General features: G+C 70.5%; 25 protein-coding genes and 1 tRNA gene. 14 read left to right on the top strand and 12 right to left on the bottom strand.

Annotated features, from left to right (window positions below; translation table 11 throughout):
* Positions 1 to 71: 71 nt before the first annotated feature.
* Positions 72 to 875, top strand: coding sequence for a Cof-type HAD-IIB family hydrolase (locus ABFX46_RS08490; RefSeq protein ID WP_346040799.1), 804 nt, complete (start codon positions 72 to 74; stop codon positions 873 to 875).
* A 48-nt stretch (positions 876 to 923) separates the two neighbouring features.
* Here the strand turns inward: ABFX46_RS08490 and ABFX46_RS08485 are convergent, their stop codons facing one another.
* The gene (locus tag ABFX46_RS08485; RefSeq protein ID WP_346040798.1) at positions 924 to 1,466 is read right to left on the bottom strand and encodes a bacterial proteasome activator family protein; all 543 of its coding nucleotides are present in this window, start codon (positions 1,464 to 1,466) and stop codon (positions 924 to 926) included.
* 13 nt (positions 1,467 to 1,479) lie between these two features.
* Entirely contained in the window at positions 1,480 to 2,436 is a 957-nt protein-coding gene (locus ABFX46_RS08480) for an NAD(P)H-quinone oxidoreductase (protein ID WP_346040797.1), read from the bottom strand.
* A gap of 172 nt (positions 2,437 to 2,608) precedes the next feature.
* Here ABFX46_RS08480 and ABFX46_RS08475 point away from each other — a divergent pair, with 172 nt between their 5' ends.
* The 4 genes from ABFX46_RS08475 (at position 2,609) to ABFX46_RS08460 (ending at position 5,358) form a co-directional block, all read left to right on the top strand.
* Positions 2,609 to 4,564 carry a MinD/ParA family ATP-binding protein gene (locus ABFX46_RS08475; protein ID WP_346040796.1) on the top strand — a complete coding sequence of 652 codons (1,956 nt, stop codon included), beginning with the start codon at positions 2,609 to 2,611 and terminating at the stop codon, positions 4,562 to 4,564.
* Between the two features lie 43 nt (positions 4,565 to 4,607).
* On the top strand, positions 4,608 to 4,985 hold the full coding sequence (locus ABFX46_RS08470; RefSeq protein ID WP_346040795.1) for a cupin domain-containing protein: 378 nt from the start codon (positions 4,608 to 4,610) through the stop codon (positions 4,983 to 4,985).
* A gap of 73 nt (positions 4,986 to 5,058) precedes the next feature.
* Positions 5,059 to 5,147: transfer RNA gene (locus tag ABFX46_RS08465), tRNA-Ser, on the top strand.
* A gap of 43 nt (positions 5,148 to 5,190) precedes the next feature.
* Complete coding sequence (locus ABFX46_RS08460; protein ID WP_203596398.1) at positions 5,191 to 5,358, top strand: hypothetical protein; 168 nt, start codon at positions 5,191 to 5,193, stop codon at positions 5,356 to 5,358.
* Positions 5,359 to 5,374: 16 nt separating this feature from the next.
* Here ABFX46_RS08460 and ABFX46_RS08455 read toward each other — a convergent pair whose 3' ends face one another.
* The gene (locus ABFX46_RS08455; protein ID WP_346040794.1) at positions 5,375 to 6,115 is read right to left on the bottom strand and encodes a M15 family metallopeptidase; all 741 of its coding nucleotides are present in this window, start codon (positions 6,113 to 6,115) and stop codon (positions 5,375 to 5,377) included.
* Positions 6,116 to 6,267: 152 nt separating this feature from the next.
* Between ABFX46_RS08455 and ABFX46_RS08450 the strand changes: the two genes are divergently transcribed.
* A complete protein-coding gene (locus ABFX46_RS08450; protein WP_346040793.1) occupies positions 6,268 to 6,687 on the top strand; it encodes a hypothetical protein in 420 nt (139 codons plus the stop codon).
* A 6-nt stretch (positions 6,688 to 6,693) separates the two neighbouring features.
* On the opposite strand, the gene ABFX46_RS08445 is transcribed toward ABFX46_RS08450, so the two are convergent.
* Entirely contained in the window at positions 6,694 to 7,155 is a 462-nt protein-coding gene (locus tag ABFX46_RS08445; RefSeq protein WP_346040792.1) for a MarR family winged helix-turn-helix transcriptional regulator, read from the bottom strand.
* Between the two features lie 167 nt (positions 7,156 to 7,322).
* Here ABFX46_RS08445 and ABFX46_RS08440 point away from each other — a divergent pair, with 167 nt between their 5' ends.
* From ABFX46_RS08440 to ABFX46_RS08425, 4 genes are all read left to right on the top strand, one after another.
* Complete coding sequence (locus ABFX46_RS08440) at positions 7,323 to 7,697, top strand: pirin family protein (protein WP_346040791.1); 375 nt, start codon at positions 7,323 to 7,325, stop codon at positions 7,695 to 7,697.
* Positions 7,698 to 7,838: 141 nt separating this feature from the next.
* A complete protein-coding gene (locus ABFX46_RS08435) occupies positions 7,839 to 9,068 on the top strand; it encodes a helix-turn-helix domain-containing protein (protein WP_346040790.1) in 1,230 nt (409 codons plus the stop codon).
* A gap of 233 nt (positions 9,069 to 9,301) precedes the next feature.
* Positions 9,302 to 9,541 (top strand): hypothetical protein, encoded by a 240-nt coding sequence (locus ABFX46_RS08430; protein WP_346040789.1) that lies wholly within the window; start codon positions 9,302 to 9,304, stop codon positions 9,539 to 9,541.
* Entirely contained in the window at positions 9,538 to 9,921 is a 384-nt protein-coding gene (locus tag ABFX46_RS08425) for a hypothetical protein (protein WP_346040788.1), read from the top strand. The genes ABFX46_RS08430 and ABFX46_RS08425 overlap by 4 nt, the downstream gene beginning before the upstream one ends.
* Positions 9,922 to 10,037: 116 nt before the next feature.
* Here the strand turns inward: ABFX46_RS08425 and ABFX46_RS08420 are convergent, their stop codons facing one another.
* The 6 genes from ABFX46_RS08420 to ABFX46_RS08395 all read right to left on the bottom strand — a co-directional run bounded on the left by ABFX46_RS08420 (position 10,038) and on the right by ABFX46_RS08395 (position 16,130).
* Positions 10,038 to 11,129 (bottom strand): phage tail tape measure protein, encoded by a 1,092-nt coding sequence (locus ABFX46_RS08420; RefSeq protein WP_346040787.1) that lies wholly within the window; start codon positions 11,127 to 11,129, stop codon positions 10,038 to 10,040.
* Between the two features lie 10 nt (positions 11,130 to 11,139).
* Complete coding sequence (locus ABFX46_RS08415) at positions 11,140 to 12,567, bottom strand: phage major capsid protein (RefSeq protein ID WP_346040786.1); 1,428 nt, start codon at positions 12,565 to 12,567, stop codon at positions 11,140 to 11,142.
* A gap of 276 nt (positions 12,568 to 12,843) precedes the next feature.
* Complete coding sequence (locus ABFX46_RS08410) at positions 12,844 to 13,119, bottom strand: hypothetical protein (protein WP_346040785.1); 276 nt, start codon at positions 13,117 to 13,119, stop codon at positions 12,844 to 12,846.
* 1 nt (position 13,120) lies between these two features.
* Positions 13,121 to 13,390 (bottom strand): hypothetical protein, encoded by a 270-nt coding sequence (locus ABFX46_RS08405; RefSeq protein ID WP_346040784.1) that lies wholly within the window; start codon positions 13,388 to 13,390, stop codon positions 13,121 to 13,123.
* 800 nt (positions 13,391 to 14,190) lie between these two features.
* Positions 14,191 to 14,433: a hypothetical protein gene (locus tag ABFX46_RS08400; RefSeq protein ID WP_346040783.1), complete on the bottom strand. Its 243-nt coding sequence runs from the start codon at positions 14,431 to 14,433 to the stop codon at positions 14,191 to 14,193.
* A gap of 209 nt (positions 14,434 to 14,642) precedes the next feature.
* Positions 14,643 to 16,130 carry a recombinase family protein gene (locus tag ABFX46_RS08395; RefSeq protein ID WP_346040782.1) on the bottom strand — a complete coding sequence of 496 codons (1,488 nt, stop codon included), beginning with the start codon at positions 16,128 to 16,130 and terminating at the stop codon, positions 14,643 to 14,645.
* A 197-nt stretch (positions 16,131 to 16,327) separates the two neighbouring features.
* Here ABFX46_RS08395 and ABFX46_RS08390 point away from each other — a divergent pair, with 197 nt between their 5' ends.
* The 3 genes from ABFX46_RS08390 to ABFX46_RS08380 all read left to right on the top strand — a co-directional run bounded on the left by ABFX46_RS08390 (position 16,328) and on the right by ABFX46_RS08380 (position 18,980).
* Positions 16,328 to 16,900, top strand: coding sequence for a pirin family protein (locus ABFX46_RS08390; RefSeq protein WP_346040781.1), 573 nt, complete (start codon positions 16,328 to 16,330; stop codon positions 16,898 to 16,900).
* 307 nt (positions 16,901 to 17,207) lie between these two features.
* The gene (locus tag ABFX46_RS08385; RefSeq protein WP_428831233.1) at positions 17,208 to 18,392 is read left to right on the top strand and encodes an ATP-binding protein; all 1,185 of its coding nucleotides are present in this window, start codon (positions 17,208 to 17,210) and stop codon (positions 18,390 to 18,392) included.
* Positions 18,393 to 18,680: 288 nt separating this feature from the next.
* A complete protein-coding gene (locus ABFX46_RS08380; RefSeq protein ID WP_346040780.1) occupies positions 18,681 to 18,980 on the top strand; it encodes a hypothetical protein in 300 nt (99 codons plus the stop codon).
* A 145-nt stretch (positions 18,981 to 19,125) separates the two neighbouring features.
* On the opposite strand, the gene ABFX46_RS08375 is transcribed toward ABFX46_RS08380, so the two are convergent.
* A complete protein-coding gene (locus ABFX46_RS08375; protein ID WP_346040779.1) occupies positions 19,126 to 19,944 on the bottom strand; it encodes a MauE/DoxX family redox-associated membrane protein in 819 nt (272 codons plus the stop codon).
* Positions 19,941 to 20,894: an RlpA-like double-psi beta-barrel domain-containing protein gene (locus tag ABFX46_RS08370; RefSeq protein ID WP_346040778.1), complete on the bottom strand. Its 954-nt coding sequence runs from the start codon at positions 20,892 to 20,894 to the stop codon at positions 19,941 to 19,943. The genes ABFX46_RS08375 and ABFX46_RS08370 overlap by 4 nt, the downstream gene beginning before the upstream one ends.
* Positions 20,895 to 21,160: 266 nt before the next feature.
* On the opposite strand from ABFX46_RS08370, the gene ABFX46_RS08365 reads away from it, so the two are divergent.
* On the top strand, positions 21,161 to 21,640 hold the full coding sequence (locus ABFX46_RS08365; RefSeq protein ID WP_346040777.1) for a SigE family RNA polymerase sigma factor: 480 nt from the start codon (positions 21,161 to 21,163) through the stop codon (positions 21,638 to 21,640).
* The last annotated feature ends 67 nt before the right edge of the window (positions 21,641 to 21,707 follow it).

Raw genomic sequence — 21,707 nt, 5'->3', positions numbered from 1 at the left:
TCAGTCCAGGCCCAAGGCTCCGATGTCGGCGGCGTCGCTTATGGTTTGTGGCATCTGCCCAGGAAGGTGACATGAGCCAGTCTTCGCCGCGCGTGATCGCCACTGACCTCGACGGCACGATCGTGCGCTCCGACGGCACCATTTCCGCCCGGACGGTCGCGGCCCTGGCCCGGGTCGAGCGGGCCGGGGCGATGCTCGTCATGGTCACCGGCCGGCCGCCGCGCTGGATGACCGACATCGCCGCGGCCGTCGACCACCACGGCGTCGCGATCTGCGCCAACGGCGCCGTCGTGTACGACCTGCACACCGAGACGATCCTGGAGACCCGGGAGATCCCGCCGGACGTGATCGCCGAGGCCGTCGGGCGGCTGCGCGGCATCGCGCCCGAGCTGCGGTTCGCGGTGGAGCACCCGACTGGGTTCTACTTCGAGCGCAGCTACATCCTCGGCCGCTGGGACGCCAAGGACTTCGGCGGGCAGGCCGTCGACGCCGACCAGCTCGTCCGGCGGCCCGGCACCAAGCTGCTCGCCTTCCACCCGGACGCCGACCCCGACACGCTGTCGGAGAAGGCGGTCCAGGCGGTGGGCGACCTGGTCACGGTGACGCACTCGTCCGGGCGGGGGCTGCTGGAGATGAGCGCGCTCGGCGTCACCAAGGCGAGCGCGCTCGCCGCGCTCTGCACCGAGCACGGGCTCGTGGCTGACGATGTCACCGCGTTCGGCGACATGCCCAACGACCTGCCGATGCTCACCTGGGCGGGCACGTCCTACGGCGTCGCGAACGCGCACCCGCTGGTGCTGGCGGCGGTGACGCACAAGACGTCCCGCAACGACGACGACGGCGTCGCCGAGGTCCTGGAGCGCCTGTTCCCGTAGCGACGGCCGCACCCCCTGCCGTGCGGGGTGCGGCCGTTCGCGGTGTCCTTACAGGTACGGGCCGGACGAGCGGTGGCCCGACGGGGGCTCCTCCTCGGCACCGGGCGGCATCATGCCGGCGGGCAGCGCGCGGCGCATCTGCTCCAGCTGCGCCCGCGCCGCCATCTGCTGCGCGAACAGCGTCGTCTGGATGCCGTGGAACAGGCCCTCCAGCCAGCCGACGAGCTGCGCCTGCGCGATCCGCAGCTCCGCCTCGCTCGGCACCGTGCCCTCGGTGAACGGCAGCGACAGCCGCTCCAGCTCCTCGACCAGCTCGGGGGCCAGGCCGTCCTCAAGCTCCTTGATGGACGACTTGTGGATCTCCCGCAGCCGGGCCCGGCTCGCCTCGTCCAGCGGGGCGGCCTTGACCTCTTCGAGGAGCTGGCGGATCATCCCGCCGATCCGCATCACCTTCGCGGGCTGCTCGACCATCTCGGTGATCGACTTGCCCTCGGACTCGCCCCCGCCGGAGCTCTCCATGGCGATGCCGCCGGGGCCGACCACGAGCACCTGCGGTTCCTGTTCGGACTGGTTCTTCGAAGGCTCGCTCATAAACTCCACATCCTCACACGGTCAACAGGATCTTGCCGACGTGACCGCTCGCTTCGAGCAGCTCGTGCGCGCGCGCCGCGTCCGCCATGGGGAAGCGCCGGTCGATGACGGGCCGGACCCGCCCCGACTCCAGCAGCGGCCACACGTGCTCGCGGACCCCCGCCACGATCTCCGCCTTCTCGGGGGCCGGACGGGCCCGCAGCGTCGTCGCGTGCACCAGCGCCCGCTTCCTCAGCAGCTTGCCGAGGTCCAGCTCCGCCTTCGCGCCGCCCTGGAGCCCGATCACCATCAGCCGTCCGCCGGTGGCGAGCGCCTCCACGTTGCGGGCGAGGTACTTCGCGCCGATCAGGTCGAGGATCACGTCGTAGGGTCCGCTGTCGACGAAGTCGTCCTCGCGGTAATCAACGGTCACGTCGGCGCCGAGTTCCCGGCAGCGGGCCGCCTTCTCCGCGCTGCCCACGGTCGTCACCACGCGGGCGCCGCGCGCCTTGGCGAGCTGGATCGCGAACGTCCCGATGCCGCTGCCGCCGCCGTGGACGAGCAGCGTCTCGCCCGCGCGCAGCCCGCCGAGCCGGAACACGTTCGACCACACCGTGCACGCGACCTCCGGGAGCCCGGCCGCCTCCACGACGTCCACCCCGCGCGGCACCGGGAGCACCTGCGCGGCGGGCACCGCGACCCGTTCGGCGTACCCTCCCCCGCTGAGCAGCGCGCACACCTCGTCCCCGACGGTCAGTCCGGTGACGTCCGCGCCCAGCTCGGCGACCCGTCCGGACACCTCCAGGCCCGGGTACGGGGGAGCGCCCTCGGGCGGCGGGTAGAAGCCGAGCCGCTGCATGACGTCCGCGCGGTTCACCGCGCTCGCCGCCACCTCGATCAGCACCTCGCCCGGCTTCGGCTCCGGGTCGGGGACCTGCGTCCACTCCAGGACGTCCGGTCCGCCCGGCTCGCGGATCACGATCGCATGCATACCGATCACGCTACCGGGCGGCCCGGCGACCCGGCCCCGTCCGCCCTCCCGCGCCCCAATGCCGATCTACGTGCGGCATACGTGATATTGGGTCATGGGTATCCTGCGTGGGGGTCGGTTTGCCCACCCGCACCGTGTTGATCATCAGAGGCGTGCCCGAGGGGGAAGAACGGTGGCGAGGAACGAGCACGATGGGCGCTCCCTGGAGGAGCGCCTGGCCTCCCTGGACGCGATGAACGAGGACACGGCGGAACCGTCCCCCGAAGGCGAGAAGGCGGCGCCGCCCGTCCCCGCCGAGCAGGAGAACGTGCCGCCGCCTCCGCCGCCCCCCTTGCCGGGGTCGCCGCAGGCTCCGGAGAACAACCCCTGGCTCGCCGCGCCGCCCGCGTTCCAGGGCGGCCCCGAGAGCTTCGGCCCGCCGCAGCCCCCGCCCTACGAGGGCGGCCCCGTGCCGCCGCCCCCCTACGAGGGCGGGCCCATGCCGCAGCCGTTCGACGGCGGGATGCTGCCGCCGCCGTACTACCCGGCCCCGGCCTACGACCCGTCCCAGCCGCCGCAGCCCCCGCAGCAGGCCCCGGAGCCCCCGCAGGGCCCCCAGCAGTCGCCGTACGACGCCAACGGCAACGCCGCCCCGCCGTTCGACCAGCTGCCGCCCTACCCGTCCGACCAGTACCCGCCGCAGGACGCGGGCGGGCAGTACCAGCCGATCGACCCCGCGACCGGGCAGCCCTACCCGCAGGACACCGACGAGTCCGGGCAGCCCTACGTGCCGATCGACCCGAGCACGGGCCGTCCGCTGGCCCCCGACGCGGGCGCCCCGCAGTTCCCCCCGATGGACCCGAACGCGGGCGCCCCGCCGTACCCGCCGATGGACCCGAATACCGGCCAGCCCTACCCTCCGGCCGCTAACGGCGCGCCGCCGCAGTTCCCCCCGGCCCCGCCGGCGGACCCGAACGCCGGCCAGCCGTACCCGCAGCAGTACCAGCCGATCGACCCCAACACGGGCCAGCCCTACCCGCAGGACCCGAACGCCGCCGCTCAGCCGTACCAGCAGATCGACCCGAACACCGGGCAGCCGTACGTGCCGATCGACCCGAACACGGGGCAGCCCTACCCGGGGTACGGCTACCCGGCGGCGGGCCCGCACGGCCAGATGGTCCAGCAGGGGCAGGGCGCCCCGCCGCAGGAGCCGCAGAACACCGACAGCCTCAGCTCCGAGAACCTCCTGGGCGAGCGGCGCATAGCGCCGTCCTCGGGGTGGCGGCGCGCCATCTACAAGGCGACCGCCGGGAACGTCCACCCGGGCGAGTCGCAGGGCGAACTGCGCCGCAAGGACCTGATCGCCCGCGCCCGCACGCCCGTCGCGGGCGGCCACCACCGGGTCGCGGTCATGTCGCTGAAGGGCGGCGTCGGCAAGACGACCACCACGACCGGGCTCGGCTCGATGCTCGGCTCCTTCCGCGGCGACCGGGTCATCGCGGTGGACGCCAACCCCGACCGCGGGACGCTCTCGGACAAGGTCCGGCTGGAGACGGCCGCCACCGTCCGCGACCTGCTGAACAACCGCGACCAGATCCACCGGTACGCGGACGTCCGCGCGTTCACCTCGCAGAACGAGGCGCGGCTGGAGATCCTCGCGTCCGACCGCGACCCGGCGGTCAGCGAGGCCTTCTCCGCCGAGGACTACGCCGCCGTCGCCGTCGTCCTGGAGCAGTACTACTCGGTCTGCATCACCGACTGCGGCACCGGCCTGCTGCACTCGGCGATGGCGGGGGTGCTGAGCCTCGCCGACCAGCTCGTCCTGGTCAGCTCCCCGTCGGTGGACGGTGCCCGCTCCGCGAGCGCGACCCTGGACTGGCTGGAGGCGCACGACCACGGCCACCTCGTCCGCAACGGCGTCGTCGTCCTGTCGATGGTCCGCAACCGCACCCGCAGCCAGGTCGACCTCGACAAGCTCCAGGCGCACTTCGAGAGCCGCTGCCGCGCCGTCGTCCGCATCCCCTACGACGACCACCTGGAGGAGGGCGCCGAGGTCGAGCTGGAGCAGCTCGCCCCCTCGACCCGCGAGGCGTACCTCACCCTGGCCGCCGTGGTCGGCGACGGCTTCGCCTTCCAACGCCCGCAGTAGCCCTTGCCGTCCGGTCCCGGGCCGGACGGTAAGGTCACGTTCCGTGACTGACGGCGATGGCGTGTACGTGGGGAAGGCCGGGCCGGACGCGGCTCTCGACCGGGGGTGGCTGCTCGGCCATTTCAAGCCGGCCGGCGACCTGCGGCACAGCGACGAGGTCGAGATCAAGTGGGGCGTGCACCCGAAGGGCGAGCGGCGCGCCGTGTGGACGGACGGCGACAAGCGCACCGCCCTGCTCGTCCTGATCGGCGGCCGGTTCCGGCTGGAGTTCCCCGAGCGGAACGTCGTGCTCGCCGAGCAGGGCGACTACGTGGTGTGGGGGCGCGGCGTCGACCACTCCTGGGAGGCCGAGGAGGAGTCCGTCGTGCTGACCGTCCGGTGGCCGTCGATCCCCGGCTTCCGCGTCCCGGACGAACCGTAGGCGACCCGGTATGCGGTCGATGGCAGGGGTCCGCGACCGCTATCGTGGGCGGTGGCCGGGCGACCGGCCGCCGGGAGAGTTCGCATAGTGGACTAGTGCAGGCGCCTTGAAAGCGCCCAGGGCTGGGGACAGTCCTCGTGGGTTCGAATCCCACACTCTCCGCTCCGCCTTACTCGGGCATAAGGGATCCGTTACCCTCTTCGGCATGTCGCAGACACCGAATGATCCGGCGGGCACGACGCACCAGTTCCAGAACTTCGCCAGCCAGGCGCAGCCGCAGAAGTCCGGGCCGAACGTCGGCATGATCGTCGGCATCGTCGCCGTGGTGGCGGTCCTCGCCGTCCTGGTCGGCGCGATCATGATGCTCGGCTAGGCCGGCCGGCGGAAGGTCAGCGGCCCGACGCCGAGAAGTGCTGGTAGTCCTTGGCGCCGCTCCATTCGCCGCCCCAGCCCCAGCCGATCGAGGCGAACGCCTTCACCACCTTGTCGCCCGCGTGGATCATGCCGGGCGCGTCGAGGTCGCGGTTCTTGTACTTCGTGCAGTCCTTGTGGGCGGTGCGCCCGTCCGCGTAGACGTAGGGGTTCTGGCAGGGGTTGATGTCGACGGCGAGGCCGTACGCGTGCTGGGAGAACGAGCTGGACCCGGTCGCGTTGCGGCAGTTGAACGCGGAGGTGTTGTTGGCCTCGATCGAGTCGAAGTCGCTGCCGCCGTACTTGTCGACCGGCTCCATCCGCTCGATCGGGTAGCGCATGGCGTAGAGCTTCTTGAAGACCGAGACGAGGTCGTCGGCCGCCTTGGCGTTGACGACGAGCCGCCCGCCGGTGTGCGGCTTGTCGTCCATGCCCCAGTAGGTCATCTCGATCATCCGGAGCCCGGACGGTGCCACGGGGCAGCCGCGCCGCCAGGACGACCTCAGGTCGCCGGCGGTCACTTTCCTGATGTCGGCCTGGAAGACCTGCTTCGTCGGCGACGGCGACGGCGCCGCCGAGCCGGACGCGGTGGGCGGGGTCGCGGGCGGCGCCGACTCGCCCGAGTCGTCGTCGCCGCGGCCACATCCGGTCGCCGCGAGCGCCACCGTGAGCAGGACACCGAGGAAAGTCGCGCTGGAAATCGGCCCTCTACCTGGCATCTTCGCAGCATACGCAGGCCGAGGGGCGTTCGCGTCGCGGTACCGATTCGCTACGGTGCGTTTGAGGGCGCGCCCGCCGGATAGGGGCGGCGTGGAACTTCAATCGACCGCCGGGCATGTCGTCCGGTGATGTCCGGTCCCAGGGAGCCGGGATGACGGAAGCTCAGGAGAGCGACCTGCCGAGCCTCGAAGACGAGATCTTCGCGGTGGCGCACAGCGTGGAGGTCGAACCGGAGGCCGCGCGGCCGCGGCTGCCGGCGGACAAGGCCCAGGCCGTCCTGGAGCGCGCGGGCGCGTTCCTCGGCCGGGACGTGAAGGCGCTCGCGGCGGGCTTCGGCCTGTTCGTGTTCGTCGACATCGTGATGATGTGGGCGCCGCTGATGATGAGCCGCCGCCCGAGCCTGCTGCCGCAGTTCGTCACGCTGCTGCTGCTCGCGTTCGGGCTGGGCGGGCTGCTCGTCTGGCAGGTCGGCGGCCGGTGGCGGACGTTCGGCATCGGCATGATGCTCGCCTGGGGGTTCCTGACCCTCGTGTCGGTGGGCTTCCTGACCGGGGTGACCGTCCCCCTCTAGCGGGGGTCAGGTCGCGGGGCCGATCCGCTTCAGGACGAGGCTGAACGCGCGCCCGATCGCCTCGAGGTCCTCCGGCTGGACGACGTCGATGAAGAACGTCCGGACGGTCTCGACGTGGTCGCGGGCGGCGCGTTCGAGGGCGGCGTACCCCTCATCGGTGAGGTGCGCGAAGACGCCGCGCTTGTCGTTGGGGCAGCTGTCCCGCTTGACCAGGCCCTTGGCCTCCAGGCGGGAGCAGGTGTGCGACAGGCGGCTGCGGGACTGGCTGGCGTTCTCGGCGAGTTCGGCCATGCGCAGCCGCCGCTCGGGCGCCTCCGACAGCCGGACGAGGATCTCGTACTCCGACACCGACAGGCCGTGCTTGGTCTTGAGGTCGCGGTCCATCGTCTCGGTGAGCCGGACGCTGCCGTCCACGTATGCCCGCCAATCGCGCTGCTGGGCGGCATCGAGCCAGCGAGGTTCGCTCATACCGGAAAGTATAGTTCATATGTTGAACATTCAACTAGTGCGCGCTATCTTCACGGTAGCAGGACGGGCCGACACCGCCCGTCCGCGGAAATAGTTGAACCATCAACTATGTTGCAGGAGGCAGTGCACCGCCCGGCCCGGACGGGCACCCGACGAGGGGAGAACCCATGCCTGCCGTGATGGCCGATCCGCTGACCCTGCCCCGCCTGCCGCTGCTGCCGCAGGAGGACACCGACTGGCGGCGCGTCGCGAAGGTCGTGACCGCCCAGCGCCACCTCGAGGGCGAGGGGTTCCAGGTCAGGCGCCCCTTCCCGGGCATCGACCTGTCCCTGGCCGACCCGTTCCTGCTCCTCGACCACATGGGCGCCGTCGAGTACGCGCCGGGCGAGGCGAAGGGGACGCCTTGGCATCCGCACCGCGGGTTCGAGACGGTCACCTACATCATCGACGGAGCGTTCCAGCACCAGGACACCACGGGCGGCGGCGGTCTCATCGCCGACGGCGCCACGCAGTGGATGACGGCCGCAGTAAGAATCCGCTAACCCGTACCGACTTTCTCCGCGTTCGGAGTCCGTTCGGAGTCCGTTCGGAGTCCGGTCGGAGTCCGGTTCGCAACGCCTATGACGTGGTGAGGCCCTGCACCGTAGCCTGAGAGTGCGACGTCATCAGGAGGTGCAGGGCCTATGCCCGAGAATAACAAGCGGCTCGATCCGGCCGCCCCGTTCGCCGCACGCGTTCAGTACTACCGCGAACGCACCGGTTTCTCCCGGCCGGTACTCGGCGGCCTGGTGGGACGTAGCGGCGAGTGGGTCAAGGGCATCGAGACCGGCCGCCTGCTGCAACCGCGGTTGCCCATGCTGATCAGACTCGCGAACGTCCTGGGCATCGATCTTGAGCGCCTCACCGGCGAGCAGGGGTTGCCGCTCTCGACCTACAGCAAGGCCGCCCACGATGCCCTACCCAACGTCACAGAGGCGCTGACCCGGTACGTAGTCGACACGCGGGACGTGGTACCGCTGACCGCGGTCGAGCTGGCGTCACGCGTCGCGCAGGCGTGGGACCTCTGGCACGGTGCCGCCCGGCAGCGCACGGCGGTCGCCGTGGTCCTCCCCGACCTGATCGAACAAGCACAACTCTCGGTACGGCTCCATGACGGGAACGAACGACGCGCCGCGCTCTCTCTGCTCGCGCAGGTCTACCACCTCGCGCAGCTCTACCTGTCGTTCCAGCCAGCGCCCGAGATGCTCATGCTCACTGGGGACCGGGCAATGACAGCGGCGCAGGATGCAGACGACCCGCACGCAATCACGGCTGCGGCGTGGTACATGAACCACATCTTCCGAGACGCCGGCGAACGCGACGAAGCGCGCATTGACCTCGCGACCCGAGCGAGCAGGCTGCTACGCCCGGACGACGGTGGGGAAGACCTCGCGCAATGGGGCCTGTTGCAACTGGCCATAGCGCTCTCTCACGCGAAGTCTGGCCACGAGGGACACGCGTTGAGCCATTGGGATAAGGCCGCGGGCGCTGCGGACGCCCTCGGGGCGAACTACGCGCACCCATGGCTGATCTTCGGCCGTGGCATGGTGGACGCGTACGCGGTGACCATCCAGGCCGACCTAACGCACGGCGGAGAGGCGACCCGCCTTGCCGGTCGGCTCGATCTCGCTGCGATGCCGTCCGCGACCCGGCGCAGCTTCCACCTGGCCGAGGTCGCGCGCGCCTACTTCCTACGCCGTGAGCACGTCGGCACCGTCCACATGCTCAGGAAGGCGTATCGGGAGTCGCCCGAGACGGCGCGGTTCAGCCGCTTCGCGCGGTCGGCCGTACTGGAGCTGACCGAGACGGCCGGGCCTGCGATCCGTGACGACGTGGCGGAACTCAGCCGTGACCTCGGGCTGAACGCCGCATGATCGTTTAAGGGGTACAACCTGTACCCGTGAACGCCGGGGTATCGACTGCACCCGCTCCGCACATGCGGGCGCGCGTGAATGTGTCGCGTGACACAAGTCGGCCCCGGACGCGGTGATCTGACCCACCGGCCGGGACCTGACCAGGAAAGTAGGTCCTGGCTATGCCAAATCGTATGATCTCTGGCGACCCGCTAGCAGCGCTTGGCGCGCATCTCTCGGCGCATCGGTTCACCGTGGACCTGACGTCCGGCGGGCTCCGGGTCGTGAACGAACACGTTCCCGGATGCTGTGCCGAGGTCGTCCACCCGTCCGTCAGGATCACGTGCCGCAAGCGGCGCGAGGACTCCGGGAACCCGTGGTTCTGGACGTCCTGGCGCGAGCCGATCGCGCCCGCCGACCGGATCACGGATGCCTCCGTGGTCATCCTCGGCTACCTGACGGCGCGTCCCGAGACGGGAAGGCCGAACCGGTGACGGCGCCGTGGATCGCGGCCGAGGTCGACCCTGACCGCGTCGTGGCCGAGCTCGCGAAGCGGTTCCCCGGCATCTCGGCATGGCTCGGGGAGTTCACCGGACATTGGTGGGCCGTCGCACTCGACCGCATGGGCAGCTCCCAGCTCGTCGAAGCGGCGACCCCGGCCGCGCTCGCGAAGCGCCTGGACGAGATCGGCGCGCGGCAGTTCTCGCCCCCGTCCGCGCCGACGTACGCCCGTCGACCGGCCGCCGCGCCCGTCCAGGCGCCGCCGCGGCCGGTGCGCCCTGCAGCGCCGAGCCGGTCCGCGGCGGCGCGTCACGAGCACCGACGCCGAGCCGGTTGGTTCCGCTCCATGATCTGCGCTCTGACCAGCGCCTAGCAGACCGGGGCGGCGATGCGGCGAACCCCCGCGTCCCGTATCGTCGCCTCAACCAGGACGCCGCACGGCTGCGCAGCCTTCCCGGGCAACGCGCAGCCGTGCGGCCCCTTTCCGTCTTAGATCGGCTTGAACGCCTTCTCCGGGCTGCCCTGGCCGTAGACGCGGACGAGCGAGCGCAGGAACGTCAGCGTGGCCCGGTCGGCGCCGCGAGCTTCGAGGACGATCCGGACCTCTTGCGGACCACCGCGGCCGAGCGGAGACACCGCGGCGCCGGTCGGCAGATGAACGACTTCGGGGCCTGCCTCGCCGACGATCGCGAACCCGGCGCCGCGGATCATGCCGCCCTTGGCGAGCATCGGCAGCCGCGGCATGGACCACCCGGCGCCGCCGATACCAGGCACCCACGACGGGACGCGGAACGCGAGCCGTCCGGCCGTCGAGTTCCAGAACCGGCTGATGGCGTTGAAACCCCACCGGAACGGCGCCGAGATCCATTGTCCCACTTTCGAGAATCCAGACGCGATTTTGCCTGGCAGGCCGGAAAGCCACCGCCAAACGGCCAAGCCACCCGCTTTGATTTTGTCCCAATTCTTCGTTATCGCGAGCGTCGCCCATCCGATAGGACCGGCCAGGATTCCGAGCAGTAGCGGCCAATTTTTCTTGGTCCAGTCCCACACCCATTTTATGGCGGACCACACTGCATTGAAGGCGCCCTTGACGATGTTGCGGAACGTCTCCGATTTCTTCCACAGCAGGACCAAGCCGACGCCGAGCGCGACTAGACCGGCGATGATCAGCGGAATCGGCCCGAGCGCTGCCAGCCACGCCAGCGCGGCCTGAATCTTCACACCGATCAGACCGGACTTCATCGCCGTCAACGATGGCACTAGAAAGTTGTAGATCCCCGAGCCGAGGTCACCGATACCCGCACCCAGCGTCAAGAACCCCTCGAAGCTCGGGCCTTTCGCAAGCATCGCCGTTCCCGCCATGGTGTCCTGAACGCCGGTGAGGGTGTCCCGGAATCCCATAGCGCGTGTATCCGCAGTATCTGCGGCATTTCCGAATCGGGTGAGGCCATCCGCGGCCCCACCGTCAACGGTGCTCATCTTCTGTTTCATCCGGTCGATCGATTCGGATGCCTGGTCGAATCCCCCGGACGCTTTGTCCTTCGTGATGAGGCTGAAGACCAGTGACGTATCCGACGCCATCGGACAACCCTTAGGCCGTGGTGGGGACGTTCAGCAGTCGCAGCGCCTCGGGCACGACCACGCCCGAGCCGGTACGCGCGAACAGGAACGCGTGACGCTCCGCGGTCGGCCTCGGCCGGACCGGGTCTGTGCCGTAGGCGGGCAGGAACTCCACCGACGTCCCGACGCGGTCAACGATCACGAACCCGCGTCGGACGTCCCCGTAGACGAGCACGCGATTCGCCTCCGAGACGGCCGGATTGATGACCCCGTCCATGAGGCTGTTCTCGTGCCACCGCTTCCCCAGCAGCATGGGCGGGCTCTGCCGCAGCTCGGGGAACTTCAGCGCCCCGTTCGTGGTCTCCATCTGCCGGAACGCGTTCGCCGTGGCGATGTGCGACATGAACACCGCGTTCGCGCTGAACCGCGCGCCGAGGTCGTCCTGCAGCTTGTACGGGTCGCCGTCGTCCAGGGCCTCGGTACCACCGCCGGTGATCTCCGACGCGGTGCCGGCTAGACCCGTGATGATGCCCTCGGGCTGCCCGATCCCGGTCCCCGTGGTGTAGCCGGTCGCCCACAGGTTGTCGAGCGCGTCCCCCATGACCGTGGTGAGCTGGTTCAGGAAGTCCGGGCCGTCCTGCGCGACCTCGTACGAGAACAGCGCGTCAACGTCCGAAGAGTGCACGGGGATCTCGGCCGGAGCGGCGGCCGGGGTGCCGTCCGCCGCCTCATCGCCCTCGGGCTTCCATTCGGCCGTTGCGCCCGCGGAGGTGATCCCGGTCCACTTGCTCGTCACGGTCGTGACGACGTGGGCCAGGGAACGCAGCGGCGAGGCGCTGCCATCGTTGGTCAGCATGACGACCGGGTCAACGGTCACCGGCAGCACGTAGCCGCTCGTCGTCAGACCGGCGCGGCCTTCCACGCGACGGCGCATCTCGGCGACGGCGCGGAACGCGTCCTGTTCCTCGCCCGTCCACTCCAGGTGTCCGCGCTGTGGGTCCACGGCGAGTTTGGCGAACGCGGACCGGTAGGCCGGGTGACCAGCGGTCGCTGCCCAGAGCGCGGCGGCCTGGCGCTCGGCGTCGGGGCCGGGCGCGTCCAGGAGCGCCGAGACGCGTTCGGCGCCGTGACCGGGGAGCCATCCCCGCCTGACGGCCTGCTCGACCTGCCGGAGCGCCGTCGAGCGCAGGGAACCGGTCGTGCCGTCTGGGCTCGGCACCGGGTCAGGGCCGGAGCCGAATCGGGTTGCGCCGGTACGGGAACGCGACTGCCGGAGACGCTCGGCGCGCTCGGCGTCCCGCTGCGTCCGCAGGTCCTCCAGCTCGGTCGCGAGCGCGTCCCACCGGTCGCGCGCCTCTCCGACCAGATCGGCGTTTCCGGCGTCCTGGTCGAGCGCCTCCAGCTCCCGACCGATCTCGGCAATACGCCGTTCGATCTCTGCGGCGGTCATCTGCGGCATGCGGCCCTCCCTGGGCGAAGACTGTCGGGTCTTCCGCTTCGGGTGTCGGGGCCTTCCATGCGAGGCGTGACGGGCCGTGCGGTGCAGCGTGTCCGGGCGGGCGACGGGGCCTCTGACGAGACGTGCCGCGCCGCTTGCGGTGCTGCTTGACGATCAAGGATACCGGACACCCCCGACACCGCGCCCGAGTCGCTCACGGCGATGCCGGGGAGAGAGAAAGAAAGTGTTGGGCATGGGGCCTTCCGGCCGCCGCTGCCCAAAAAATCCGTGGCGTGGTCACGCGTCGGTGAGGTCGCGCGCGTCGTCCGGGACCTCGGGCACGGCCAGCGGTGGCGGCAGCTCTGTCGAGTCGTCGGCGAGTATTGCGCGCTCGACCGCGGCGAGCGTCCGGCCGCCCCAGTCGAGCCGGATCATGTCGCCTTCATCGAACATCGTCACGCCGTGCTGTCCGGTCGAGCGGCACCATGCGATGCGTTCGGTTCGGTCGGTGTCGGACAGTCCGACGATGCTTGCGGTGATGATCGTTCGTAGCTTGATCTCGAAGGGGGTCACGTCATCTCTCCTTGATCTGCTCGTCAGCCAGCCAGCCGAGCACTTCGACCAGGCCCGCCCGGTGGCCGAGCCGCGCGCGAACGCGTGCGACGTTGCGGCGAGAACGCCGGACCCATGGGCGAGGCAGCTTGAACCAGCCTTCCGCGTCGCGTTCCGCGCGCTCGTCAATGGTTGCCCTGACGACGTCAACGGGTAGGGCGAGGATCAGGGCCAGGCCCTCGATGGTTGGGACGTCTCGGCCGTCTGTGTCGCTTACGTGATACGTCGTCATGGGACCTCCACGGGTCGGTGCCTAGCAGAGGCGCAAACGAAGCATGAGCCGTCCGGATCGAGCACGGTGCGGCAGTGCTCGCATGTCGGTTGTGATTGATCTCTTCGTCGTCTGTCGTCTTCGCTCGCTCGCGCGTGCGCACTACCTGAAGGTCCGTGACCAGACGAGCCGACTACTCCTGTTCTAAGTCCTCCGTCCTCCTCCTTCTCCTCGGGACCACGCTTACCGTGGTCCGTTGTGACGCTTACCGTGGTCCGTTCGTGACGCTGACCGTGGTTCGTTGACGACGCTGACCGTGGTCCGTTCGCCCGTGCTCGATCACGCTTCGGTCCACGGTGACCGTGGTCCGAACGGTCCACGGTCACCGTGGTTCGTGGGCCAGTGAGGTTGAGCGCGTACCGTGCGTTCCGGCCGCCGGGTGCGCTCGCTCTAACGAGTTCGATCGCTCCCGCGTCGGTCAGGTCCTTCAGCGCGCGGTCTACGACGCGGAACGCGGCTCTGCGCTCTCGGATGACGGCCGGGTCGTCATCCTCTGGCGGTATGGTGCGGCCTAGCGCCATCGCTAGAGCCTCGCGGCCGGCGAAGTAGACCGGCGGAAGGTCATCGTCCAGGCTGACAAGCGCCATGTGGACGAATGCCCGCATGGATGCGTGCGACAGGTTGCGCCACATGTGCATTGCGGCTTTGGCGTTACCGGCGCCCATCACGGCCGTCCGTGCTGGCGTATCGTGGTGGTGACGTCTACCTCGCCAGGTCGAACGTTGTGAAGGCCGCCCCTGTCGTCGGGGCGGCCTTTCTCGTCATGCGGCATCCGATGCACCGCCGTCCGGCGTGGTGGCGGACTGACGGAACAGCGCAACGAGGCGGGCTTTCTGCTCGCCGGTCAGGGGCGGGAACGTCTCGACCAGACCACGGATGTACTCCTCGGCTCGCGCGGCCTTGAGAGCCCGTTCAAGATCGGTCGTGTCCGCGTTCGGGTTGCGCCGCTTCGCATTGGCGATGCGTGCGCGGTAATGGGTCCATGAGTTGGGCGACGTGGGCATGACGCTCCGGACATGAGGATTCCGATAACGAACCCGACGTCCAGGCGGCTGTACGGTCGGCTAGTGCCGCCGCATGCGCCTACGCACCGTCTTGGCGGTTTACAGCGACCCGAGGTCAAGCCTCGGGCGCGCTGATGGTCGGCCCATTCGCCGCATTCGGGCGACCCCGACCCCGCTAGGCCATGTTAGCGCATATGTTCGATTCTGATTTATTCCATTTCTTCCGGGTTCTTGAGTCGCACCCATTCCTCAGAGCCACGGGGAAGCACGCGGACGCGCGTCCAGTCGAGAGAGCCGCGGCGGCCGCCGCGCGTCGACGACCGGTCGAGCGCAATCCGTTCGAGGATGACGCCGATGACCTCGCGCTTAGCGGGAACGCTCATCGCCTTCCAACGCGCGTCTACGTCGGCGTCCGGCTCGACCAGTTCCCGCAACGCCCGAGGGATGGCAGCATCACGGGCCCGCCGGTCCGCGTCCGCGATCTTCGGCTTTAGCCTGCGCTCGATCCGGCCTAGGGCATCCTCGGTGATCTTGCCATCGGCCGCCCGGTCAATGAAGCTCTCCAGGCGCGCCCGCAGCTCGGCCGCCTCGCGCTGCGCGTCCACGACGGCCTTGTCGTCGCTCGCAGCGAACGCCTCGTACGCGTCCGGTCGCTTGAGTCGCGCCTTGACGATGCGCTCGATCGGCTCGTTTAGCCACGCCTCGCGGGTGGAGACACAGTCCGTCTTTGAGCAGTTCACCGACCAGGCGTCCGACGCCGTAACGTACCGGCCGGACAGCGGCGCCTCGCATTTCCCGCACTCGGCGAAGTAGGTCAGAAGGTGCACCTGGCGGCCGGGACGCGTCGTCTTCCGCTTCGGGTCAGACAGGGTTCGGACGGCGCTCCAATAGGTCGCCTCCCACTCCGTGTCGTCGCCGTCGTTGTCGAGCGCGGACCATGTCGCGTCGGACAGCTCGCCGTGATGGCTGCGCTTGCCGATGTAGACGGGGTTGGTCGCGACGCGCTTGACGATGTACCGGCTCCATGCCTTGTTGCGCGGGCTCGGGATGCCGCGCGCGTTCAGGTCGTTCGTGATCGTGATGACGGGATCGCCGCCCGCTGTCCGAGTGACGATCTCCCGGACGATCCCGGCCGGGCTGAACTCCTCGCCCGTGACGCTCTCCCGCGGTTCGGTGTCCGGCACCTGGGCGACAAGCGCGCCCGTCTTCGGGTCGTACTGCCGGACGTACCCGTAGGGCACGTGACCGTGCGGACGTCCGGCGCGCGCCGACGCGGCGACGTCGCGTCGCAGTCGACCCGACGTCTTCTCGGACTCGTACGCGTTGTCTACGCCGTCTTCGGCGAGCGTCCGCCAGTCGCGAGCGTTCCGCATGTCGTACGTCCGGCCGTGGCTCGTCACGTGGATCAGCACGCCGTGTTCCCGGCAGAGGTCGAGCATCCCCGCCCACTCGCCGAGCTTGCGCGAGCCGCGCGACGTCTCCCACATGACGAGCACGCCTAGGCGCCCGGCGTCCAGGTCGGCGAGCAGGCGCGCGAAGTCGTCACGCTGCTTGGTCGCGAACCGGGACGCGGACCGGTTGGCGTCGCCGTCGTACTCGGGGCCGGGAGTCCATCCGTTCGCGCCGATGGCCCCGCGGTTCTCCTCGCTCTGCTGCTCCATGGACCGCCGGTCGCCACCGCGGGCGACCTTGCTCACGCGGTCATAGATGCCCGCGACCAGCGGTGATGTAGTCGGAGCGTGCTTGCCTGCCACGTGAAGGTCTCTTGTCATCTGGGCCATGACGAGAGCATACGGGCTAGCGAATCTAATCCGCATCCGGTATCCAGCACATCGAGCAGCCGCCGCCGGAGCTGGTCGCCAAGGGCGGGCTGTTCCACGGCGTCCAGCTCTGGGTGAACCTGCCGCGCGCGCAGAAGTGGCTTCCGCCGCGCTACCAGGACATCAAGGCCCGCGACGTCAAGCTGCTGGCCGCCGACGACGGCTCGTCGCTGGTCCGCGTCATCGCCGGGTCGGTCGCCGGATACGACGGCCCCGGCGTCACCTACACGCCGATCAACTACCTGCACGCGACGGTCGCGCCCGGCGCCCGGCTCGCACTGCCCTGGCCGCGCGACTTCAACGCGCTCGTGTACGTCCTGTCCGGACGCGGCACGGCCGGCGTCGAGGAGGTCGGGCTGGACGAGGGGCAGCTCGCCGTGTTCGCCGGCTCCCACCGCAAGGGGGACGGTGACGGGCTCGTCGTGCGGGCCGCCGACGCCCAGCCGCAGGCCAGTGCGAACGGATGGGAGATCCTGATCCTGGGCGGCCTCCCGATCCGGGAGCCGGTCGCCCGCTACGGCCCGTTCGTGATGAACACCCGCGAGGAGATCGTCCAGGCGTTCGAGGACTTCCAGGCCGGCCGGATGGGCACCGTCCCGGCCGAGCAGGTCCCGCACCGGTCCGACGCCGACGAATCCCTCACCTGACCCCCGCAGGCGGTCCTGCCCGGATACCCCGCTCCGGACAGGGCCGCCCGCGGGCCCGCCCGTCGTTATCCGGATTCGCGTGACGGTGGCGGACGCGTGCGCTAGTGTGTTCGAATAGTCGAACAGAAGTTCGACCTGTTCGGAAGCGCTCGCCCGGGGAGGCGGCATGGTGGCGACCGCCATGAGGGGAGTCGAGGCTCCCGCGCGCTGCGGGCGGCGGCGCGAGCACGCGACACGCCGCAGCGATTTCTACGTAAATCTACGGCCGCAGCTATATCGCCTCATAGAGTCCGAGAGCGTGGACCCCGTGCGCAACCCCTATGCCCCCGGCGCCGGGCAGCGCCCTCCGGAGCTGGCCGGCCGCGACCGCGAGCTCCGGCAGTTCGAGGTGGTGCTCGAACGCGTCGCCCGCGGGCGTCCCGAGCGCAGCATGATCATCACCGGGCTGCGCGGGGTGGGCAAGACCGTGCTGCTCAACGCGTTCCGGTCGCAGGCCATCCAGCGGCTGTGGGGGACGGGCAAGATCGAGGCCCGGCCCGACCAGTCGATCCGGCGGCCGGTCGCCTCGGCGCTGCACCGCGCCGTCCGGGAGCTCGCGCCCCGGCACCGCGCGCCCGACCGCATCGAGGACTTCCTCGGCGTGCTGAAGGCGTTCGCGCAGTCCGGGCCCGAGCCGGCCGGCAAGAGCAAGGCGCGGGCGCACCGCTGGCAGCCCGGCATCGACGTGCCCGCCGCGCGCGGCCGCGCCGACTCCGGCGACCTGGAGATCGACCTCACCGAGCTGTTCGTCGACGCCGCGTCCGTCGCCACCGACGTCGGCGTCGGCATCGCGCTGTTCGTCGACGAGATGCAGGACGTCCCGGCCGACGACGTCTCCGCGCTGTGCGCCGCCTGCCACGAGCTGTCGCAGGTCGGCGGGCCGCTGATCGTGGTGGGCGCGGGGCTGCCGCACCTTCCGGCCGTGCTGTCCGCCAGCAAGTCCTACTCCGAGCGGCTCTTCCGGTACGCGCGGATCGACCGGCTCGACCGCGAGTCGGCCGACTTCGCCCTGATGGCGCCGGCCGAGCGGGAGGACGTCACCTTCACCAGGGACGCCCTCGACGCGCTGTACGGGGCGGCCGACGGCTACCCGTACTTCGTCCAGGCGTACGCGAAGGTCGTCTGGGACGTGGCGCCCGACACCCCGATCACGGCCGACGACATCAAGGTCGCCGCCCCGGAGGCGGAGAGCGAGCTCGCGGTCGGCTTCTTCGGCAGCCGCTACGAGCGCGCCACCCCCGCCGAGCGCGACTACATGCGCGCGATGGCCGGGCTCGGTGACGACCCCGTGCCGACGGCCGCGGTCGCCGACGCGCTGGGCCGCAAACCGTCCAGCCTGTCGCCCGCCCGCGACGGGCTCATCAAGAAGGGCCTCATCTACAGCGCCGAGCGCGGCATGGTCGCGTTCACGGTGCCGCACTTCGGCAAGTTCCTCCGCTCGCAACCCGCCTGACGGTCGATCCGTCCGTATCGAGTTCTCTAGCGAAAAGGCTAGAGAACGGTAGAAAGCCGTGCCCGGACGTGGTGTCCGGCCAATATCCGGTTCTCTAGCGATAGCAGTAGAGAACCGTAGATTTGGCTTGCGTTGCCTCTGGCTTTATCTAGGCTTCTCTAGGTTTTTTTATAGAAAGCCGTAGACGGTGCTGAGGTGGGTGAGGCCGGTGTTGCCGCGCGGTGGCGGTTGGGTAGAACCCGGACGAATGCCTACCTATCGGGCACCAGGTCTCTATCGGGGGGAAAGATGACAGACCGAGAGCGCTTCCGCGGTCAGGATCCGGACAACCAGTACGGCCAGGAGGACTACGCGGGCCAGGACGACACCCCCTCCTCCCTGGACCACGACTCCGCCATGGGCCACGACTCCGGCATGGGCTACGACGAGACGCGGGACCAGGGCGGCCGCATCCCGAGCGGCGACTACAGCGGCCAGGGCGACTACGCGTCCGAAATGGCCGACGGCCTGCGGACCTCCCGCCCCGGCGAGGGCCCCGGCCGCCAGGAGGACGAGTACGGCCCCCACGACGACGACAGCCCCTGGTAACCCCACCAGCCCTGCCGCCACTTCGTTGACCTGCGGCGTGTTGTTGTTATAGGGCGCCTCATAACAACAACACGCCGCAGGTCAACGCATCCGGGGGCGGGTTGGGGGTGTCTCTAGGTGTCTCTTGGACGTGTCTGAGAGTGCGCTAGACGGTGGCAGACGGTTCCGGTACCGCGATGGCCGATCGGACGGTTCGGTCGCGTTCGGCGGTGGAGACGGCGAACACGACCTCCACGTCCCGGTCGTCCACCCGGGCGGCGAAGGCCACGAACCGCCAGCCGCCCTCCCGCCACACGTCCAGCGGGACGGCGCTCGCGATCGCGTTCTCGTGCGCCGCCCACGCCTCGCTCTCGTAGAGCGTCGCGTACGTCTCCGCCATCGGGCTGCGCCGCCGCTCGCACGGCAGGTCGGCGGGCATCCTCCGGCGCTCCAGCAGTTCGGCCAGCTCCGGCGACAGCACCGCGAGCAGGGCGACCTCCATCGCGAACACCAGCCCGACCTGGACCTGCACGTCCCGCAGCACGTCCACGCCCGCGAGCGGCGCGCCCAGCGAGGCGATCCCCGCGCCGGTGAACAGCACGGCGCGCAGCACGCTGCGCCGCCCGACCCTCTTGCCGCTGAGGCCGCCGAAGCAGCCGCACCCGGCGTCCGGCCGGTGCACCCGCAGTTCGCCGACGACCCAGGTCGCCGCCGCGAACGCGATCGTCGTCGCGAGCCGCACCGACAGGTGCGAGGTGACCAGCAGCGCCAGCCCGAGGACGCCCTCGCCGAGCCCCAGCCCGACCGTCATGCCGCGGCTGCGGCGCACCGCCGTCAGCCGCGCGAGCCCCGCCGGCACCGGCACGCCGTGCACATGGTCGGGCGCGTCCGCCGCCCGCTCCCGGACCGTCAGCTTCGCCAGGCACGCGGCCAGCAGCACCGCCGCGAGCAGCAGCACCTGGGTGTTCTGGAACGCCGTCATCATGGCCCCTCCACCGGCAGGTCCGGGCGGACGGACGCGTTGAAGCAGCCCGCATCGAGGTCGCCGCCGAGCGCGGCGAACGCGGCGGGCGTCAGCTCGACGATCCGCCCGCGCGGGGACGCGCCGCACTCCACGCACCGGTCGCAGAACCGGGCCGCCGTGCAGCCGCACTCGACCACCGGCACGGTCGCGGCCCGCCCGCCGCACTCGTTGTGGACGGTGATCCCGCTGCCCAGCGACAGGTACGGGAACGGGGCGCACCCGGACGGGGCGTCCGCGCATCCCCCGGCGGCCCCCTCGGAGTCGACCGCCGGGTAGGCCGCCCCGTCCGGTGCCTCACCGCCGGCGTCCCCGAACCAGGTCGCCGTCCCGCGCAGCACCTCCGGCACGGGCGCGGTCGCCTCCGGCGCGGCGAGGTCGTCGGCCCGGTATCCGGGCTGGGACGTGCCGGGACGCACCGCGCGCGGCCCGTCCGGCGACCCGACGCAGATCACATCGATCAGGTAGCCGGGCTCCAGGCGCGGATGCCGGACGAGGATCCGGCCGAGGGCGTGCGGGGGGATCACCACACGGGCGCGCCCGCGGTGAGCGCCCATGTCCACCTCCACGGCGTCCCGCCCGCACGCCAGGATCGTGCCCGCGACGCGTCCGATCTCGACCCAGACCCGCTCGGCGACGCCGCGCTCGCCCCGCCGGACGATCACCGGGCGGCCCGGCCGGAGCGCGGCGAGGCCCCCGCGCCCGCCGTGCCAGACCCGGGTGTCCCCGCTCATCGCGAGCCGCACCTCCGTGCCGCCGGCGGCGAGCACCAGCAGGTGCGGGCTGGCGTCCAGCACGATCCCGGAGACCGCGCGCAGCGGCGGGCGCGCCTCCGCGGGGCCGGGCGGCGCGGGGGGCGCCCCGAACACGGCGGCGCGCCGGCGGCGGCGCGCATCACGGCTGGGCGACGGCATGGCGGCACTCCGGCATTGATCACTCTGGGCACGGACGGGTAGACGGTGAGTCATAGGCTCACGTGCCGTGACCTCGCCTGTCGATGGATTTGTCGCGATAAGTCAACCGGCGGTGGATGTCTGATCTACCTGGGATGAAGATTATGAACTGGTTGACCCGGATATGTGATTTATGTAGGCCCGAAATTACGATCTTCCTGCGATCGTCGACCATACCCCGGGAGCGGTCCGGTGCCGACTCCCCAACCCCTTGGTCCGGTGATGTTGTGAACGCGACGCGGCACGAGGAGTTCGGTGCGTACGTGGCGGAGCGCAGGCCCGTCCTGCTGCGCACGGCGGCTCGGCTGGCCGGCGACCGCGCTGAGGCCGAGGACCTGCTGCAATCCGCCCTCGCCAAGACCTACGTCGCCTGGGACCGCATCGAGGACCGCGCCGCCGTGGACGGCTACGTCCGCCGCGCCATGGTCAATACGCAGATCTCCTGGTGGCGGCGCCGCAAGCTCGAGGTCTACCCCACCGACCGGCTCCCGGACCGCCCCGTCGAGGACCACACCGACCGCAGCGAGATGCACGACGCGCTCGGCCGCGCCCTCGACCGCCTCCCCGAGCGCCAGCGCATCGCCGTCATGCTCCGCTATTACGAGGACATGTCCGAACGCGAAATAGCCGAGGCCCTCGGGGTGAGCGTGGGCACGGTCAAATCCACCGTCTCCCGGGCGATGACCCGCCTCCGCGAGTTGTACTGAAGATCCGGAAGCGGAGGCCGGGGGATGGCCCCTCCGGGCGAACACTGCGAAAATCCCGGTGGGGAGC

It is taken from the genome of Actinomadura chokoriensis (assembly GCF_039529475.1).
In the GTDB taxonomy this organism is placed as follows: domain Bacteria; phylum Actinomycetota; class Actinomycetes; order Streptosporangiales; family Streptosporangiaceae; genus Spirillospora; species Spirillospora bangladeshensis.
This window is presented reverse-complemented; position numbering and strand designations above follow the sequence as displayed.

Excerpts from the sequence above, each read along its gene's own strand:
- ABFX46_RS08490 (WP_346040799.1), top strand. The coding sequence starts at position 72 with ATGAGCCAGTCTTCGCCGCGCGTGATCGCCACTGACCTCGACGGCACG.
- ABFX46_RS08380 (WP_346040780.1), top strand. The coding sequence starts at position 18,681 with ATGACAGACCGAGAGCGCTTCCGCGGTCAGGATCCGGACAACCAGTAC.
- ABFX46_RS08480 (WP_346040797.1), bottom strand. The coding sequence starts at position 2,436 with ATGCATGCGATCGTGATCCGCGAGCCGGGCGGACCGGACGTCCTGGAG.
- ABFX46_RS08400 (WP_346040783.1), bottom strand. The coding sequence starts at position 14,433 with ATGCCCACGTCGCCCAACTCATGGACCCATTACCGCGCACGCATCGCC.
- ABFX46_RS08405 (WP_346040784.1), bottom strand. The coding sequence starts at position 13,390 with ATGACGACGTATCACGTAAGCGACACAGACGGCCGAGACGTCCCAACC.
- ABFX46_RS08440 (WP_346040791.1), top strand. The coding sequence starts at position 7,323 with ATGCCTGCCGTGATGGCCGATCCGCTGACCCTGCCCCGCCTGCCGCTG.
- ABFX46_RS08485 (WP_346040798.1), bottom strand. The coding sequence starts at position 1,466 with ATGAGCGAGCCTTCGAAGAACCAGTCCGAACAGGAACCGCAGGTGCTC.
- ABFX46_RS08375 (WP_346040779.1), bottom strand. The coding sequence starts at position 19,944 with ATGATGACGGCGTTCCAGAACACCCAGGTGCTGCTGCTCGCGGCGGTG.
- ABFX46_RS08435 (WP_346040790.1), top strand. The coding sequence starts at position 7,839 with ATGCCCGAGAATAACAAGCGGCTCGATCCGGCCGCCCCGTTCGCCGCA.
- ABFX46_RS08455 (WP_346040794.1), bottom strand. The coding sequence starts at position 6,115 with ATGCCAGGTAGAGGGCCGATTTCCAGCGCGACTTTCCTCGGTGTCCTG.
- ABFX46_RS08445 (WP_346040792.1), bottom strand. The coding sequence starts at position 7,155 with ATGAGCGAACCTCGCTGGCTCGATGCCGCCCAGCAGCGCGATTGGCGG.
- ABFX46_RS08460 (WP_203596398.1), top strand. The coding sequence starts at position 5,191 with ATGTCGCAGACACCGAATGATCCGGCGGGCACGACGCACCAGTTCCAG.
- ABFX46_RS08370 (WP_346040778.1), bottom strand. The coding sequence starts at position 20,894 with ATGCCGTCGCCCAGCCGTGATGCGCGCCGCCGCCGGCGCGCCGCCGTG.
- ABFX46_RS08415 (WP_346040786.1), bottom strand. The coding sequence starts at position 12,567 with ATGCCGCAGATGACCGCCGCAGAGATCGAACGGCGTATTGCCGAGATC.
- ABFX46_RS08420 (WP_346040787.1), bottom strand. The coding sequence starts at position 11,129 with ATGGCGTCGGATACGTCACTGGTCTTCAGCCTCATCACGAAGGACAAA.
- ABFX46_RS08450 (WP_346040793.1), top strand. The coding sequence starts at position 6,268 with ATGACGGAAGCTCAGGAGAGCGACCTGCCGAGCCTCGAAGACGAGATC.